This window comes from Allobosea thiooxidans (assembly GCF_900168195.1).
Lineage (GTDB): Bacteria > Pseudomonadota > Alphaproteobacteria > Rhizobiales > Beijerinckiaceae > Allobosea > Allobosea thiooxidans.
In genome coordinates this window covers 19,333-34,875 of sequence record NZ_FUYX01000020.1, presented here as the reverse complement: position 1 = coordinate 34,875, position 15,543 = coordinate 19,333, and the positions used below count along the sequence as shown (strand labels likewise).

The 15,543-nt window shown below is 69.3% G+C and carries 13 protein-coding genes; 6 read left to right on the top strand and 7 right to left on the bottom strand.

Going from position 1 to position 15,543, the window contains the following annotated elements:
* The first annotated feature begins 98 nt into the window (after positions 1–98).
* Complete coding sequence (locus tag B5Y19_RS23755) at positions 99–512, top strand: F0F1 ATP synthase subunit epsilon (RefSeq protein WP_055730910.1); 414 nt, start codon at positions 99–101, stop codon at positions 510–512.
* A gap of 225 nt (positions 513–737) precedes the next feature.
* Here the strand turns inward: B5Y19_RS23755 and B5Y19_RS23750 are convergent, their stop codons facing one another.
* Positions 738–1,232, bottom strand: a complete 495-nt coding sequence (locus tag B5Y19_RS23750; protein ID WP_055730911.1) for an RNA pyrophosphohydrolase — start codon at positions 1,230–1,232, stop codon at positions 738–740.
* A 93-nt stretch (positions 1,233–1,325) separates the two neighbouring features.
* Complete coding sequence (locus tag B5Y19_RS23745; protein WP_055730912.1) at positions 1,326–1,631, bottom strand: ArsR/SmtB family transcription factor; 306 nt, start codon at positions 1,629–1,631, stop codon at positions 1,326–1,328.
* Positions 1,632–1,720: 89 nt separating this feature from the next.
* Between B5Y19_RS23745 and B5Y19_RS23740 the strand changes: the two genes are divergently transcribed.
* Entirely contained in the window at positions 1,721–2,821 is a 1,101-nt protein-coding gene (locus tag B5Y19_RS23740) for an NADH:flavin oxidoreductase/NADH oxidase (protein ID WP_055730913.1), read from the top strand.
* Positions 2,822–2,877: 56 nt separating this feature from the next.
* Here B5Y19_RS23740 and putA read toward each other — a convergent pair whose 3' ends face one another.
* Positions 2,878–5,979 (bottom strand): bifunctional proline dehydrogenase/L-glutamate gamma-semialdehyde dehydrogenase PutA, encoded by a 3,102-nt coding sequence (putA, locus tag B5Y19_RS23735; protein ID WP_079592225.1) that lies wholly within the window; start codon positions 5,977–5,979, stop codon positions 2,878–2,880.
* Positions 5,980–6,108: 129 nt separating this feature from the next.
* Between putA and B5Y19_RS23730 the strand changes: the two genes are divergently transcribed.
* From B5Y19_RS23730 to B5Y19_RS23720, 3 genes are all read left to right on the top strand, one after another.
* Positions 6,109–6,567, top strand: coding sequence for an Lrp/AsnC ligand binding domain-containing protein (locus B5Y19_RS23730; RefSeq protein WP_055730914.1), 459 nt, complete (start codon positions 6,109–6,111; stop codon positions 6,565–6,567).
* A gap of 124 nt (positions 6,568–6,691) precedes the next feature.
* Complete coding sequence (locus B5Y19_RS23725; RefSeq protein ID WP_055730915.1) at positions 6,692–7,753, top strand: ABC transporter substrate-binding protein; 1,062 nt, start codon at positions 6,692–6,694, stop codon at positions 7,751–7,753.
* Between the two features lie 99 nt (positions 7,754–7,852).
* Positions 7,853–9,466 carry an AMP-binding protein gene (locus B5Y19_RS23720; RefSeq protein ID WP_079592241.1) on the top strand — a complete coding sequence of 538 codons (1,614 nt, stop codon included), beginning with the start codon at positions 7,853–7,855 and terminating at the stop codon, positions 9,464–9,466.
* On the opposite strand, the gene B5Y19_RS23715 is transcribed toward B5Y19_RS23720, so the two are convergent.
* The 4 genes from B5Y19_RS23715 to B5Y19_RS23700 all read right to left on the bottom strand — a co-directional run bounded on the left by B5Y19_RS23715 (position 9,435) and on the right by B5Y19_RS23700 (position 14,273).
* A complete protein-coding gene (locus tag B5Y19_RS23715) occupies positions 9,435–10,577 on the bottom strand; it encodes a GNAT family N-acetyltransferase (RefSeq protein WP_055730916.1) in 1,143 nt (380 codons plus the stop codon). The two genes, B5Y19_RS23720 and B5Y19_RS23715, sit on opposite strands and share 32 nt — an antisense overlap.
* Before the next feature lie 110 nt (positions 10,578–10,687).
* Positions 10,688–11,809 (bottom strand): CobW family GTP-binding protein, encoded by a 1,122-nt coding sequence (locus B5Y19_RS23710; protein WP_055730917.1) that lies wholly within the window; start codon positions 11,807–11,809, stop codon positions 10,688–10,690.
* 12 nt (positions 11,810–11,821) lie between these two features.
* Positions 11,822–12,718, bottom strand: coding sequence for an EamA family transporter (locus B5Y19_RS23705; protein ID WP_079592223.1), 897 nt, complete (start codon positions 12,716–12,718; stop codon positions 11,822–11,824).
* Positions 12,719–12,725: 7 nt separating this feature from the next.
* Positions 12,726–14,273, bottom strand: a complete 1,548-nt coding sequence (locus B5Y19_RS23700; RefSeq protein WP_176168709.1) for a serine hydrolase — start codon at positions 14,271–14,273, stop codon at positions 12,726–12,728.
* 235 nt (positions 14,274–14,508) lie between these two features.
* On the opposite strand from B5Y19_RS23700, the gene B5Y19_RS23695 reads away from it, so the two are divergent.
* Positions 14,509–15,414, top strand: a complete 906-nt coding sequence (locus B5Y19_RS23695) for an EamA family transporter (protein ID WP_055728487.1) — start codon at positions 14,509–14,511, stop codon at positions 15,412–15,414.
* Positions 15,415–15,543: the final 129 nt, after the last annotated feature.

Sequence of the window (15,543 nt, the reverse complement as noted above, 5' to 3'; positions counted from 1 at the left end):
ATCCTCGGGCTTGCCCCGGGGATCTCATGACCAGAAACCGCTGGTTTCCGAGATGGCCGGGTCAAGCCCGGCCATGACGAGCCGGGGAGAATGAAACGATGGCTACCTTCAAGTTCGAACTCGTCTCGCCGGAGCGCATCCTGTTCTCGGGCGATGTCGTCAGCGTCATCGTTCCCTCGGTCGAGGGCGAGATGACCGTGCTCGCCGGCCATGCGCCGCTCGTCGCGACGCTCAAGGCCGGCATCGTCTTCATCCAGACGACCGACAGCAACGGCAAGGAATTCTTCGTCAATGGCGGCCTCGTCGAGGTCAACCAGGCGTCGACCACGATCCTGGCCGAGCAGGGCCGCTTTATCGAGGACGTCGACACCGCCGTGCTCGAGGCCGAGATCCTGAGCGCCGAGACGCGTCTGGCCGGTTCGCACAATGACGACGAGAAGAAGCGCCTGCAGGACACGCTGGTGCAGCTGCACGAGTTCAAGCACGTCTTCGAGCAGCGCAAGGCGGCCTGATCGCCCCTTCAGCTCCGGAATTCGAAAGGGCCGCGCGAGCGGCCCTTTTTTGTTGGCGCGATGTTGTCGCCCCTCGTCGTCATTGCGAGTGCAGCGAAGCAATCCAGGGGGGACTGGGTCGATGCAGCCACCCAGTCCCCCCTGGATGGCTTCGTCGCTTCGCTCCTCGCAATGGCGGCTCGCAGCCGCCTCAGCGCAGAATCTGCCGCGAGGGGTATGCTGTGCTCAAGGCGTCGCGAAGCCCGCAAACGCCTGCGTCACCTTCTCATAGACCGGGCGCTTGAAGGGCACGACCAGCCCCGGCATCGCCGCGAGCGGGCTCCAACGCCACTCGCTGAACTCCGGCGGCTCCTCGCCATTCGGCTTGCCGATATCGATCCCGTTCTCGCTGCCGGAGAAGCGGAAGGCGACCCAGCGCTGGCGCTGGCCGCGGAAGGCGGTGAGCTTGTGCGGCGGCCCGGCATAGGGCGGAAAATCATAGCTCCACCACTCTTCGGTGACGGCCAGGAACGTCGCGTCCGTGATGCCCGTCTCTTCTTCCAGCTCGCGGCGGGCGGCGGCGACGATGTCCTCGTCGGGGTCGATCCCGCCCTGCGGCATCTGCCATTCGAAGCCGGGCAGCACGATCTCCGGGCCGGCGCTGTGGGAGCGGCCGGCGAAGACCAGTCCCTGTGCATTGAACAGGGCGATGCCGACATTGGGGCGGTAGGGGAGACTCATGACGCGAGCATAGGGCTGTGCCTTCCGCTGCGAAACCGCCGAGTGTGAGCGAACTGATCAACGCGTCGGCCGCCGGGCCGTCGGTCAGGAAACTCAGTCTTCCTGCTTGGCCAGAACGCAGGAGAGAAGTCCGGGGAAGCGGCGATTGATGTCCTCGTGGCGGAGGGCGTTCATCCGCGTCGCGCCCTCGTTGCGCGTGCGGATCAGCCCGGCTTCGCGCAGGACGCGGAAATGATGCGAGACGCTGGATTTCGGGCGGTCGCCTTCCAGGGCCTGGCAGCTGGCCTCGCCCTCTGTCGCGAGCCGCCGTACGACCTCGAGCCGGAACGGGTCGCTCAGCGCGTGGAAGACGTCCTCAAGCGCTATCTCGTCGGAAGCGGGTAGGCGGGCATGTCGCATGAGGCAGAGCCTATCACAGGGTTTTGATATTGCCAAAGTTCGAAAAATATCGAAATATGGAAATATCAAAATCCCTCACGGAGCCCAGCATGCCCGGCCTCTTCGATCCCTTCAGCCTGAAGGATGTCACCCTTCGCAACCGCATCGTCGCCTCGCCGATGTGCCAATATTCGGCGCAGGACGGCGTCGCCAATGAATGGCATCGCGCCCATTTCGCCGGGCTGGCCCGGGGCGGAGCCGGCCTCGTCGTGATCGAGGCGACCGGCGTCTCGCCGGAAGGGCGGATCACGCCGGCCTGTCTCGGACTCTGGAACGACGCGCAGGCCGAGGCGCTGGCGCCGATTATCGCGGAGATGCGCAAGGCCGGCGCCGTCACGGGCATCCAGATTGGCCATGCTGGCCGCAAGGCCAGTGCCAACCGGCCTTGGGAAGGCGACGACCACATCCCGGCGAACGATCCGCGCGGCTGGGAGACGATCGCGCCTTCCGCCCTCGCCCATGGCGGCGGCCTCTCGCGGGTGCCGCGGGCGATGACGCAGGCCGACATCGCCCGGGTCCGCGCCGATTTCGTCGCGGCGGCTGAGCGCGCCCGCGACATCGGCATCGAATGGCTGAAGCTGCATTTCGCCCATGGCTATCTGGCGCAGAACTTCCTGTCGCCGCATGCCAACAAGCGCGACGATGCCTATGGCGGCAGCTTCGAGAACCGCAGCCGCTTCCTGATCGAGACGCTTGCCGCGGTGCGCAAGGTCTGGCCGGAGAACCGCCCGCTCTCGGCCCGTCTCGGCGTCATCGAATATGACGGGCGCGACGAGGAGACGCTCGCGGAGGCGATCGAGCTGGTGAAGCGCTTCAAGGCCGAGGGGCTCGACTTCATCGACGTCAGCGTCGGCTTCTCGACCAACGAGGCCAGGATCCCGTGGGGCCCGGCCTTCCTGGCACCGGTCGCCGAGCGTGTGCGCCGCGAGAGCGGGCTGCCGGCCTCGACGAGCTGGTACATCAGCAAGCCGGAGCAGGCCGATGCGCTGGTGCGCGAAGGTAAGGTCGATCTGGTCACGCTGGGCCGGCCGCTGCTGGCCGACCCGCATTGGCCCTACGCCGCGGCACAGGCGCTCGGCGTCGAGAACCCGGCCTGGGCGACCCTGCCGGCGCCTTACGCCCATTGGCTGGCGCGTTACCGCGCTGCCTGAGGGGGAGCGCGGGAAGCGACGCAGATGAAGAAGAGGGGCCTTTCGGCCCCTCCGGTTCATTCGCCCATCGCGATCAGGCTGGCATTGCCACCGGCGGCGGCGGTGTTGATCGTCACCGTCTGCTCGGTGGCGAAGCGCATCAGGTAGTGCGGGCCGCCGGCCTTGGGACCGGTGCCCGAGAGCCCATGGCCGCCGAAGGGCTGGACGCCGACGACCGCGCCGATGATGTTGCGGTTGACATAGACGTTGCCGGTCGACAGGCGCTGCGCCACGCGCTCCACCGTCGCCTCGATGCGCGAATGGACGCCGAGCGTCAGCCCGTAGCCCGAGGCGTCGATCGCATCGATCACCTTGTCGAGCTCGCCGGCCTTCCAGCGCACGACATGCAGGACCGGCCCGAAATGCTCGGCGGTGAGGTCGGTAACGCGGTCGAGCCGGACGATATGCGGCGCGACGAAGGTGCCGCCGAGATCGGCGGCTTGCCCGGCCCAGGCGACGCGGCCCTGCTGGCGCATGGCGGCGACATGGGTGTCGAGCCGCTGCTTGGCGGCGGTATCGATCACCGGTCCGATATGGGTGTCGAGCCGGCGCGGATCGCCGAGCTTGAGCTCCTTGGTCGCGCCCTCGATCATCTCGAGCATCTTGTCGGCGACGTCCTCCTGCACCACGAGCAGGCGCAGCGCCGAGCAGCGCTGGCCGGCCGAGCGGAAGGCCGACATCACGACATCGTCCGCGACCTGTTCCGGCAGGGCGGTGGCGTCGACGATCATGGCGTTGAGGCCGCCGGTCTCTGCGATCAGCGGTACGATCGGGCCGTCCTTGGCGGAGAGCGCCCGGTTGATGCCGCGCGCGGTCGCCGTCGAGCCGGTGAAGGCGACGCCGGCGACGTCCTTATGCGCGACCAGGGCGGCGCCCGCCTCGGTGCCGCCCGGCACGAGATGCAGGGCGGTGACCGGCACGCCGGCCTCGTGCAGGATCTTGATCGCGACGGTCGCGATGATCGGCGTCTGCGGCGCCGGCTTGGCGACGACGCTGTTGCCGGCGACGAGCGCGGCGACGACCTGGCCGGTGAAGATCGCGAGCGGGAAGTTCCAGGGCGCGATGCAGACGAAGGCGCCGCGACCGCGCAGGATCAGCCGGTTCTCCTCGCCGGTCGGGCCGGGCAGAACCGTCGGGGCGGCGAAATGCTCCTCGGCCTGCGCGGCATAATAGCGGCAGAAATCGACGGTCTCGCGCAGTTCGGAGATGGCGTCGTCGATGGTCTTGCCGGCCTCGCTCTGCAGCAGCGCGATCAGCAGCCCGCGGCGGGTTTCCATGATGTCGGCCGCCTTGCGCAGCGCGGCGGCGCGGATGCGGGCGGGCGTCTCGCTCCAGGCGCGGAAACCGACCTTGGCCGCGAGCAGGGCCCGCTCGGCCGTGGCGGCATCGGCCTCGATGGCCTTACCGATCGGCTTGTTGTCGATCGGCGAGCGCACGTCGCGCGCGATGCCGGCCTGGGGCTTGCCATCGATCAGCGGTGCGGCGTCGGGGAAATTCTTCGTCGCGGCGATGTCCTTCACCAGAGCATCGAGGCTGGCTTCATGGCCGAGCTCGGTGCCGGCCGAGTTCTTGCGCGACGGGCCATAGAGATCGGCCGGAAGCGGGATGCGGCGATGGCGGGCGGCGCTGGCGGAACCGATGATGTCGGCCGGCGGCAGCAGCAGCTCCGCGACCGGGACGTCGGGATCGCCGGAGGCGCTGACGAAGGAGGAGTTGGCGCCGTTCTCGAGCAGGCGGCGGACGAGATAGGCGAGCAGGTCCTGATGGCCGCCGACCGGTGCATAGGTGCGGCAGGCATAGCCCTCGTTCTCGCGCAGCAGCTTCTCGTAGAGCGCCTCGCCCATGCCGTGCAGGCGCTGGAACTCGAAGCCCTCGGCATCCGCAGCCATTTCCGCGACGGTCGCGACGGTCAATGCGTTATGCGTGGCGAATTGCGGGATGATGCGGGGCCTGAGCTTCAGGAGCTGGGCGGCGCAGGCCTCGTAATTGAGGTCGGTCATCGCCTTGCGGGTGAAGACGGGATAGTCGGCGAGGCCGCGCTCCTGGGCGCGCTTGAGCTCGGTGTCCCAATAGGCACCCTTGACCAGCCGCACCATCATGCGCCGGTTGTGGGTCTCGGCGAGCCGGCCGATATGATCGATCACGGCCGAGGCGCGCTTCTGATAGGCCTGGATGGCGAGGCCGAAGCCGTCCCAGCCGTCGAGCGAGGGATCGGCGAAGACGGCGTCGATCACGTCGAGCGAGAGCTCGAGCCGGTCGGCCTCCTCCGCGTCGATGGTGAAGTTGAGGTCGTAGCCCTTCGCCTGACGGGCGAGATCGATCACCTTCGGCACCAGCTCCGAGAGCACGCGCTCGTGGTTCGTCGCCTCGTAGCGTGGATGCAGCGCCGAGAGCTTGACCGAGATGCCGGGGCGGTTGGGCAGCTTGTCGTTGCCGGCCGAGCGGCCGATGGCGTCGATCGCGTCGGCATAGGACTTGAAATAGCGGTCGGCGTCGGCCTGGGTGCGGGCGCCTTCGCCGAGCATGTCGAAGGAGTAGCGGTAGAGCTTGCCGGTGCCGGTCCGGGCGCGCTTCAGCGCCTCCTCGATCGTCTGGCCGAGCACGAAATGATTGCCCATGACGCGCATCGCCTGGCGCGTCGCGGTGCGCACGGTCGGCACGCCGAGACGTTTGGCGAGGCTGCTGACGATGCCGGTCGGTGTCTCGCCGGGCTGGATGACGCGGGCGGTGATGCCGAGCGCCCAGGCCGAGGCCGAGACCAGGAAGGCGTCGGACTTCGATTCATGATGGGCGAAATCGCCCTGGCCGAGCTTGTCCTCGATCAGGCGGTCCGCGGTGGTCGCATCCGGAACGCGCAACAGCGCCTCCGCCAGCACCATCAGCGCCAGGCCTTCCTTGGTCGAGAGCGAGTACTCGCGCAGCAGTTCCTCGATGCCGCCGAGGCCGACCTTGCGGGTCCGGATCGCTTCGATCAGCCCGGTGGCGCGGGCGTCGATCCGGGCCTTGGCCGCGGGGTCGCGGCGCGCGGAGGCGAGCAGGCGGCCGGCGATGGCGCCGTCATCCTCGGCGAAGGGCGCGCGGAAGGGCGGCATGGCGGTATGCGAGGCAGGGGCGGCCATGAAGGGCTCCGAAACGATCGGTCAAACTGGATTATCTAAAGGATGATGGATCACATGGCGCATATCAATTGGCATTTGTAGGCTCTTGCCAGTATAAATCTTCGATAAATATCGTCTTGATAGTGAAAGATCATGCTGGACCGAACGGACCGTCGTATCCTCACGCTGCTGCAGGGCGATGGCCGCATCGCGGGGGTGGAACTCGCCGAGAAGGTCGGGCTTTCCCCCACCGCCACGGGCGAACGCCTAAAGCGGCTGACGCGGGACGGCTACATCACCGGCTACCGCGCCACGCTCGACCCGGTGAAGCTCGGCCTGAGCCTGCTCGTCTTCGTCGAAGTCTATCTCGACAAGACCACGCCCGACGCTTTCGAGCGCTTCGCCGCGGCGGTGAAGCGGGCGCCGGAGGTGCTCGAATGCCATATGGTGGCAGGTGGTTTCGACTACCTGGTCAAGACGCGCGTCGCCGACATGAACGCCTATCGCCATTTTCTCGGCGAGGTGCTGCTGGCGCTGCCGGCGGTGCGGGAGACGCGGACCTATGCCGTGATGGAGGAGGTCAAGACGGATGGGGCGCTGCCGTTATGAAGATGCGGCCCGATCCCCAGAGTGTCGCGGCGTTGACGTAGTTTCAACGTGTTATGGTGTTAGGAGGATCGGGCGAGGGCGTTGTCGCCCTGATCGACACCATCTCAAGGCGCGGAGGCCTGCCATGCCGATCGTTCCGCCTCGAACCGCAGCGACCCTGTCGCGGCGTGCCGTCGGGCGGCTGCTGCTGGGCGCCGCCACGCTCGGCGCTGCGAGCGGCGGGCGGGCGCGGGCCCAGGGCAATACCGCCATTCGCTTCGCCTTGGACTGGCGCCTCGAAGGACCGTCGGCGCCGTTCCTCATCGCCCAGGAAAAGGGCTATTTCGGTGTGGAAGGCCTCGACGTCACGATCGAGGCCGGCAATGGCGCGCGCGCCATGGTCCAGCGGATGGGGGCGGGGCAGCTGGATGCGGGCTTCGGCGACGTCAATGCGCTGATCCGCTATCGCGACGAGAATCCGAGCGCGGATCTCAAGGCGGTCATGATGGTCTATGACCGGCCGGCCTTCGCCGTGATCGGTCGCAAGAGCCGCGGCATCACCGCCGAACCGGCCAGCCTCGAAGGCAAGAAGATCGGCGCGCCGGCCGGCGATGTCAGCTTCGCGCAGTGGCCGCTGTTCAAGACCCTCAACAAGATCGACGACAGCAAGATCAAGCTGGAGACCGTCGGCTTTCCGGTGCGGGAGCCGATGCTGGCCTCCGGCGAGATCGATGCCGCCTTCGGCTTCGGCGCCTCGTCCTATGTCAGCCTGAAGGCCCGGGGCGTGCCGACCGACGACATCGTGCTGATGTGGATGGCCGATCATGGCCTGGAGCTCTACGGCAGTACGGTGATGATCGGGCCGAAGCTGCTCACGGAGCGGCCGGAGGCGGTGCGCGGCCTGGTACGCGCGATCATGCGCGGCATCCGCGATGCGATCGTCAACCCGACCTTCGCTGCGCAGCTCGTCGTCCGCCGCAACGAGGCGACCCAGGCCGAGATCGAGCGCGAGCGGCTCGACATGGTGATCGCCCAGAACATGCTTACGCCCCATGTGAAGGCGCATGGGTTCGGCGGGATTGACCAGGAGCGCTGGGGCCGGGCGCTTGACCAGCTCGCCCTGGCGGCGCCGTTCCGGGACAAGGCGCGGGCGGGCGATGCCTTTTCCGACGCCTACCTGCCCCCCGCCGGCGAACGCATGTTCTGAGCGCATCGTGACGCACGGAAAGCCCGCGCCGGGCGCGGGTGACAGCCGGAGATCGCCTGCCTATCGTGCGGCGCCCCTTTCCGGACCGTGATCTTGAGACTGCCAGAACCGACCGACCATGACGCGTTGCGCGCCGCCTTCCGCTGGTGCATCCCCGAGCGCTACAACATCGCTGTCGATGTCTGCGACCGCTGGGCGGCCATCGCCCCCGAGCGGCCGGCGATCATCGAGGTATCGGGGGACTGGCGGGTCGAGCCGGTCAGCTTCGGCTGGTTTCGCGAGCATTCGAACCGCCTCGCCCAGGCCTTGCGGGCCTGCGGCGTCGGGCGAGGGGACCGGGTCGCGATCCTGCTGCCGCAGGGACGTGCGGTCCTGACCGCGCATCTCGCCGCCTATAAGCTCGGGGCCATCGCCGTGCCGCTGGCGGCCTTGTTCGGCGTCGATGCGCTGGCCTATCGGCTCGCCGATTCCGGCGCGAAGGCGATCATCACCAACGCGCCCGGCCTGGCGAAGCTGCGGCAGATCGCGGAACCGCTGCCGGAGCTCGCGCTGCAGATCTCGACCGACGGGGCGGACGGCGCGGCGCTGGGGTGGGACGCGCTGCTGGCCGACGCCAGCCCGGATTTTACGCCTGTCGAGACCGCGCCCGACGATCCGGCGCTGATGATCTACACCTCGGGCACCACCGGCAATCCGAAGGGCGCGCTGCACGGACACCGCGTCCTGCCCGGCCATCTGCCTGGCGTGCAGATGCCGCATGAGTTCATGCCGCAGCCGGGCGACCTCGCCTGGACGCCGGCCGACTGGGCTTGGGCGGGCGGCCTACTCAACATGCTGCTGCCGGCGCTGCATTTCGGCGTCGCCGTGGTCGCCCGGCCGGTGACGCGCTTCGAGCCGGACGAGGCCTATCGCCTGATGCAGGATCTCGGCATCCGCAACGCCTTTGTGCCGCCGACAGCGCTCCGGATGCTGCGCGGTGCCGGCAATCCGCAGGGGCGTTTCAAGCTGAATCTGCGCACCGTCGCTGCCGCCGGCGAGGCGCTCGGCGCCGAGACGCTGGCCTGGGGGCGCGAGGCGCTCGGGCTCAGCATCAACGAGGCCTATGGCCAGACCGAATGCAACCTGGTGCTCGCCTCGAGCGCCGCGATCGGGGTGAGCCGACCGGGCGCGATCGGCAAGGCGGTGCCTGGGCATGAGGTCGCGATCATCCGGCCCGACGGCACGGTCTGCGCTGTCGGGGAGCAGGGGCAGATCGCGGTGCGCCGGCCGGATCCGGTGATGTTCCTGGAGTACTGGCGCAACCCGGCGGCGACGGCGGCGAAGTTCGTCGGCGACTGGATGACGACCGGCGACGAAGGCGTTCAGGACGAGGACGGCTATGTCCGCTTCATCGGCCGGGACGACGACGTCATCACCTCTTCCGGCTATCGCATCGGGCCGGGCGAGATCGAGGACTGCCTGCTGAAGCATCCGGCGGTCGCGCTCGCCGCCGTCATCGGCAAGCCCGATCGGCTGCGCACCGAGATCATCAAGGCCTTCGTCGTGCTGAAGTCGGGGCTCGCCGGCTCGCCGGCGCTGGTCTCGGAGCTGCAGGGCTTCGTGCGGGCCAGGCTGTCGGCGCATGAATATCCGCGCGAGATCGCCTTCCGCGACGAGTTGCCGATGACCACGACCGGCAAGATCATCCGCCGCGCGTTGCGGGCCGAGGCCTGAACAGCGATTGGGCGATGCGCCTGCCCATGCGGGCGGCGAGCTCGGCCGGGCTCCGCGGCGTTCCGGATGTCAGCCGCATGTTGCCGAAGCCGTCTCGTTGCGCACCGAAGAGCGGCAGTCCGCTGGGCAGCAGGATCTGGCGCGCCGGGGCCGCGCCGCGCATCAGCGTGAGCAGCAGGGAGAGCGGCGCGAAGGCGGCGAGCGTCTCGTCCTCGACGGCGAGGTAGAGCCAGCAGCAGGCGCCCCGGCCGAGCGTCAGGGCGGCTGCGATCGGCTGCTCGTCGAGCATCAGCAGGGCGACGCGGCAAAGCTTCTGCCGGCCGAGATGGCGGCTCATGCTGCGCAGGAAGGCGGCCTCCCGCGTGTCCTGAAGCGTCGCCCGGCCACTGCGGGCATAGGCACCGGAGGCCTCGAGCGCCAGCAGGATCTCGACCGCGTCGCGCCGGGCCGACAGGGCGCGCGGTTCGCGCAGGCTGAGCTTGCCGCGCGCCGCCAGAGCCTCTTGCGCGATTGAGAGATGGGACGGCCCGGCCAGATCGGGACGAACACCAGTCCGCTCCAGCCAGTCGACGGCCACGCCCTGGCCGACGGCGATGCGGGCGAGGGTCGCGGCGAAGCTGCCGGCGGGATCGATGGCGCTCAGCGTCAGGTCGAGCCGGCCCGTCCCGGCTTCGCGCTGCTGACGCAGCAGGCCTGAGAGCGCGACGGCCGCCTGGTCCTTGTCGATCAGCGGGGTGCCGTTGAGCAGGCGGCGATCGGAGAAGCCTTCCAGCGTCGTCGCGCCGAAGATGCGCCGCCGCTGGCGCAGCGGCACGAGGCCGATCAACCGCCGCCCTTCCGGCTCGGGCGCCGCCTGCCAGAGCAGCAGCAGGGCGGCGTCGCGAAAGGCGATCAGATGCTGGGCTGCCGGCAGCAGGAAGCCGGGTGCGAGGCAGGGGTTGGGCTCGAGGGCGCGGGCAGCCAGATCCGACCATTGCCGGGCGATGTCGCCGCAGGCGGAGAGCGGGCGAACCTCGCCGCGGACCACGGCCTGCGGGCGACGCGTGGCGGCGGGGATGCCGATCGACGGGCCGGAATGCCCGACGCCTGCCAGAGCCATGATGCCGCCCATCGCCTCCCGCTCCCTTGCTTCGTTCCGGCGCAGCGCTGTGCCGGAATGACGAGGCGCATGCGCGCGCCTCGTTGCAGGCTCGGGATGGTTCAAGAAGCGGGCCGCGCCGCTCAGGCGGGCCGGGCGGCGGCGGTTTCACCGGAGATCTGGCCGAGGAAGGCGGACCAGAGCCGCTGCACCGTCTCCTCCTCGACGTCGTTGACGATCAGGACGAGGCGGGAGCGATGGTCCGCATCCGGCCAGCCATCGAGCTCGACCGGCGGATGGAGGATCTGCTGGACGGCATGGACCAGCAGCGGCCGGTCGGGCTGCTCGGCGATGTCGACCAGACCCTTGAGCCGCAGCAGGCGCGGGCCGTGGATCGAGCGCAGCAGGGTCCAGAACAGGTCGAAGGTGGTGCGCGCGATCGGGTGCTCCGCCGTCAGGGCGAAGGCCCGGATCGCTGCGTCGTGGCGGTTGACGTCATGGCCGCCTTCATGGCCATGGGCGTGATGATCGCGGTCATGGTCATGGCCGTGGTGATCGTGGCCGTGGTGGTGATGGTGCCCATGCGCGGAGGGGGCATCCGCCAGCCAGTGACGCAGCGCGGCGGGGCGCCGCGCCAGATCATAGAGCCCGGCGCCGACGAGCTCTCTCGCATCGGCATCGGGTGCCAGGATGTCGATGCCGGGGTTGAGCGCGGTGAGGCGGTGGCGCAGCGCCGTGCTGTCCTGCGGCGCGGCGAGGTCGGTCTTGGTGAGCACGATGCGGTCGGCCGCCACGACCTGGCGGCGGGCTTCCTCATGTGCGTCGAGCGTCGCCATGCCGTTGACGGCATCGACCAGCGTGACGACGCCGTCGAGCCGGAAGCGCATGGCGAGATAGGGGTGGTTGATCAGCACGTTGAGGATGGGCGCGGGGTCGGCGAGGCCCGTCGTCTCGATCACCACGCGGCTGAAGGCGCCGATGCGGCCATTGTCGCGACGGCGCAGCAGGTCCTCCAGCGTGACGATGAGATCGTCGCGGATGGTGCAGCACAGGCAGCCGGATTCGAGGAGGATCATGTTCTCCTCGACGCCCTCCACCATCAGGTGGTCGAGCCCGACCTCGCCGAACTCGTTGATCAGGACGACGGTCTCTGCCAGCGCCGGGTCCTTGAGCAGGCGGTTGAGCAGGGTGGTCTTGCCGGCGCCGAGAAAGCCGGTGAGCAGGGTCAGCGGGACAGGTAGGGGCCGGGCCGGGTCGCCAGTCATGGGTGCACGCCTTCAGGCAGGCACGACGCTCCGCCTCGTTTGTTCTAGTATTACATTAGTGACGAGGGCGGCGATGACAAGGGCGCCGCCGGCATATTGCAGCGGGCCCAGCCGCTCGGCGAGCACGAAGGCGGCGATCGCCACGGAGAAGACCGGCTCGGCGCAGAAGGCGAGGCCGGCCGGGCCCGGCGCGACACGGGCCAGTGCCAGGATCTGGAACAGGAAGCCGACGACATAGCCGGCATAGGTGACGGCCACCGCGACCGGGGCGAGCAGGAAGCTCTGGGGCGGCAGGAAGCCGCCCGTCACCAGCAGCACCAGCGCCGTCACCGGCAGGATGACGACATGCGACCAGAACAGCTTGGGCAGCGTGGCGACCCGGGCGCAGCGGGCGGCCGCGAAGAACTGTGCGGTTGCGCCGAGGCTCGCCAGCATGGCGAGCGCCAGGCCGCGCGGATCGAGCCCGTGCAGGTCGGGGCCGACGACGAGGGCGACGCCGAGAAAGGCCAGCAGCGCGACCGCCAGCCTGTCGGCGCGGAAGGGGGCCGAGGTCAGCACGGGCTCGGCCAGGACGATCAGGATGGGGAAGGTGTAGAACACCACCGCCGCGACCGAGACGGGAACGAAGGCGACCGAGGAGAGATAGGCGATGCCGACCAGCGCCGTCGCCAGGCCAAAGAGCAGGACCGGCCGGCGCTCGTCGCGCGCGAGTGCGAGCGAGCCGCGCCAAGCCCGAGCCGCGGCCACGACGAGGACGAGCATCAGCAGCACGCGATAGAAGACGAGCAGCGGGCCGCTCAGTCCGGCCTGGCCGGCGATCTGCGCGCTGACGATATTGGTGCCGAAGGCGGCGGCCGAAACGAGGGCCAGCACCAATCCGTGGTTTTGGCTGGCGCGCGTCTCGTCCAATCCGGCCTCAGGCGTCGTTGCCGGCCTTGGCCTTCACGCCCGCGGTCGGCTTGCCGGTGGCCGCTTTTCCGGCCGGCTTGGTGCTGGCCTGGGACGGCTTGGCGGCGGTCGGTCGCGGCTTGGGGACCACCTTGGCCGCCGGCTTGCCGGCCTGCTGCTTGCCGGCGCGCGGAGCAGCCTTGATGCCGGCCGCGGCGGAGGGGCGCAGGCTGGCCGCATTGGCCGCGCCGGGCCGGACGGCGCCCTGCAGGCGCAACGGGCCGGATTCGAAGGCTTCGGCCGAGGGCTGGACCGGCGCGCTCGCCGGGGCGAAGGCCGTGGTGCCGCGCGGGATCGCCCCGTTGCCGGAAGCGGTGCGCCGGGCGGAGCTGCCGGCGAGATCGGCCGAGACGGGGGCGCCAGGCGCGATGGTCGCGACACGGGATTCGGGCTGGGCCGTCACATTGGCGGCGAGCGGGGCCGTGGCGGAACCGGCGCTCCGGCCGAAGGAGACCTGGACGGGCACGGTTTCGGCGCGCGGGCCGAGCACGATGCGGCCGCGCGGCGAGCGCGTGGCGACCGGCGCCGCCGCTCCCTGCGTGGCGAAGGCCGCGAAGCGGCCGCCATCGGCATCATTGCCGCTGGTCGCGGAAGCGGCTGCGGAGATCGGGCCGGAGACGTCGGCATCGTCGGCCAGCGCCACGCCGCCACCGCGATGGCGGACGTCGTCGCAGATATTGGGCGCGCGGGTGCCGCTCGCCGGCATGGAGGCAACGCTGTAGCCGGCGCCGCCCCAGCTGGCGAAGCCCTGGTCGAGGAGCTGTGCAGCCCTGACCGTCCGTTCGGCGCCGGACAGCGAGCCGAGCACGACGGCGATGAGCGTGCGCCCGCCCCGCGTCGCGGTGGCGACGACGTTGAAGCCCGAGGCGCAGGTGAAGCCGGTCTTCATGCCGCTGGCGCCGGAATAGCGCCCGACCAAACCGTTGGTATTGGGCATCACCTGCTTGCCGAGCTGGACGGCGGAGGTGCCCCAATATTCCGAGTATCGCGGGAAATCATGCATCAGCGCCATGGCGAGCACGGCGAGGTCGCGGGCACTGGTCTGCTGCTCCGGGTGGTCCCAGCCATTGGGATTGACGAAGCGGGTGTCGCGCATGCCGAGCCGCTGCGCCTCGGCGTTCATCATGCCGACGAAGGTCTCGACATCGCCGCCCACGCCCTCGGCCACGACATAGGCGATGTCGTTGGCCGACTTCACCATCATGATGCGCAGCGCGTTGTCGAGCGTGATCTCCTGGCCGGCGCGGATATAGACCTTGACGCGGGGCTGGCTGGCCGCCCGCTTCGAGGCGGGGATCGCGGTCTCGAGCCCGATGCGCCCTTCCTCCACCGCCTTCAGCGCCAGATAGATCGTCATCATCTTGGTCGTCGAAGCGGGGCGCCAGGCCTGGCTCGCATTCTCGCTCGACAAGACCGCGCCGGTGGACGCGTCGATGACGAGGCTGGTGCCGGCGAGCGCCGGGGCCGTCGCGACGAGGCTGAGGGCAAGGGTGACGGCGAGGCGAGGAGCGATCATCGGGCGATCTTGAACCTGTCTTTCTGGGAACAGTCTTGCGGGAAGGCAGTCTTGCAGGAAAGCAGTCTTGGCGGAGGACGACGGCGCAGGGTTCAACGCGATGCTTGCGGCGATTTCGAGACGGCGGGCGCATTTGTCCGCCCGTGAACGCATACCTACCCCCAGCCGAGCGATTTGCCTAGTCGCGCCGGCCGGTTCAAAAGCCTTAGCCCATCTTGCTTTCCCGAGGCTTACCGTGGTTTTCGGCCTTCTCTGGATCCCGGCGACCATCCTCGCCTCGCTGCTGCAGACCGCGCGCAACCTGGCGCAGCGCTCGCTCACCGACGTCATCGGCGTCGTCGGCGCCACGCAGGTGCGCTTCCTGTTCGGCCTGCCCTTCGCGCTCTTGTTCCTGGCCCTGGCCTGCCTCGGCCTGCAGCGGCTGCCGCCGGAGATCGGCATGGCGTCGCTCGGCTTCACGCTCTGGGGCGCGTTGACGCAGATCGCGGCCACCGCCTTGATGCTGGCGGCGATGCGCGAGCGCTCCTTCGCGGTGACGACGGCCTATACCAAGACCGAGCCGGTGCAGGTCGCGCTGTTCGGCGCGGCGCTGCTCGGCGACGCGCTGACGCCGCTGAAGTTCCTGGCCATCGCGATCGCGACCGCCGGCGTGATCGTCGTGTCGTGGAAGCCGGGCGAGAAGCTGACGCGCGCCGGCCTGCGGCCGGCCGTGCTCGGCATCGTCTCCGGCGCCTTCTTCGCCCTTTCGGCGATCGGCTTCCGCGGCGGCATCCAGGCGCTGCCGGAGGGCAGCTTCCTGATCCGCGCCTCCACCATCCTGGTGCTCGGCCTCGGCCTCCAGACGCTGCTGCTGGTGGCCTATATGCTGGTCGCCGACCGACAGGCTCTCATCCTCAGCCTGAAGAGCTGGCGCCGCTCGCTCTCGGCTGGCTTCCTCGGCGCGGCCGCCTCGCAGTTCTGGTTCATCGGCTTCTCGCTGACGACGGCCGCCAATGTCCGGACGCTGGCGCTGGTCGAGGTGCCGCTGGCGCAGATCGCCTCGCGCAAGCTGTTCGCGGAAGGCACGAGCCGGCGCGAAATCCTCGGCATGGCGATGATCGTGGGTGGGGTCGGGCTGCTCCTGTCTCTGTCGTTGCGGTGAGGGGGCCGGGGGGCTAGTGCTGGAGCAAAGCCCGCCAGCCGATCCGCGCACGGCCATCATGCATGGATGCCGGCTTGCCGAATAGCGCGGGGCTGCCAAGATAACGTGTAACTGCACATCGTAGGGAGA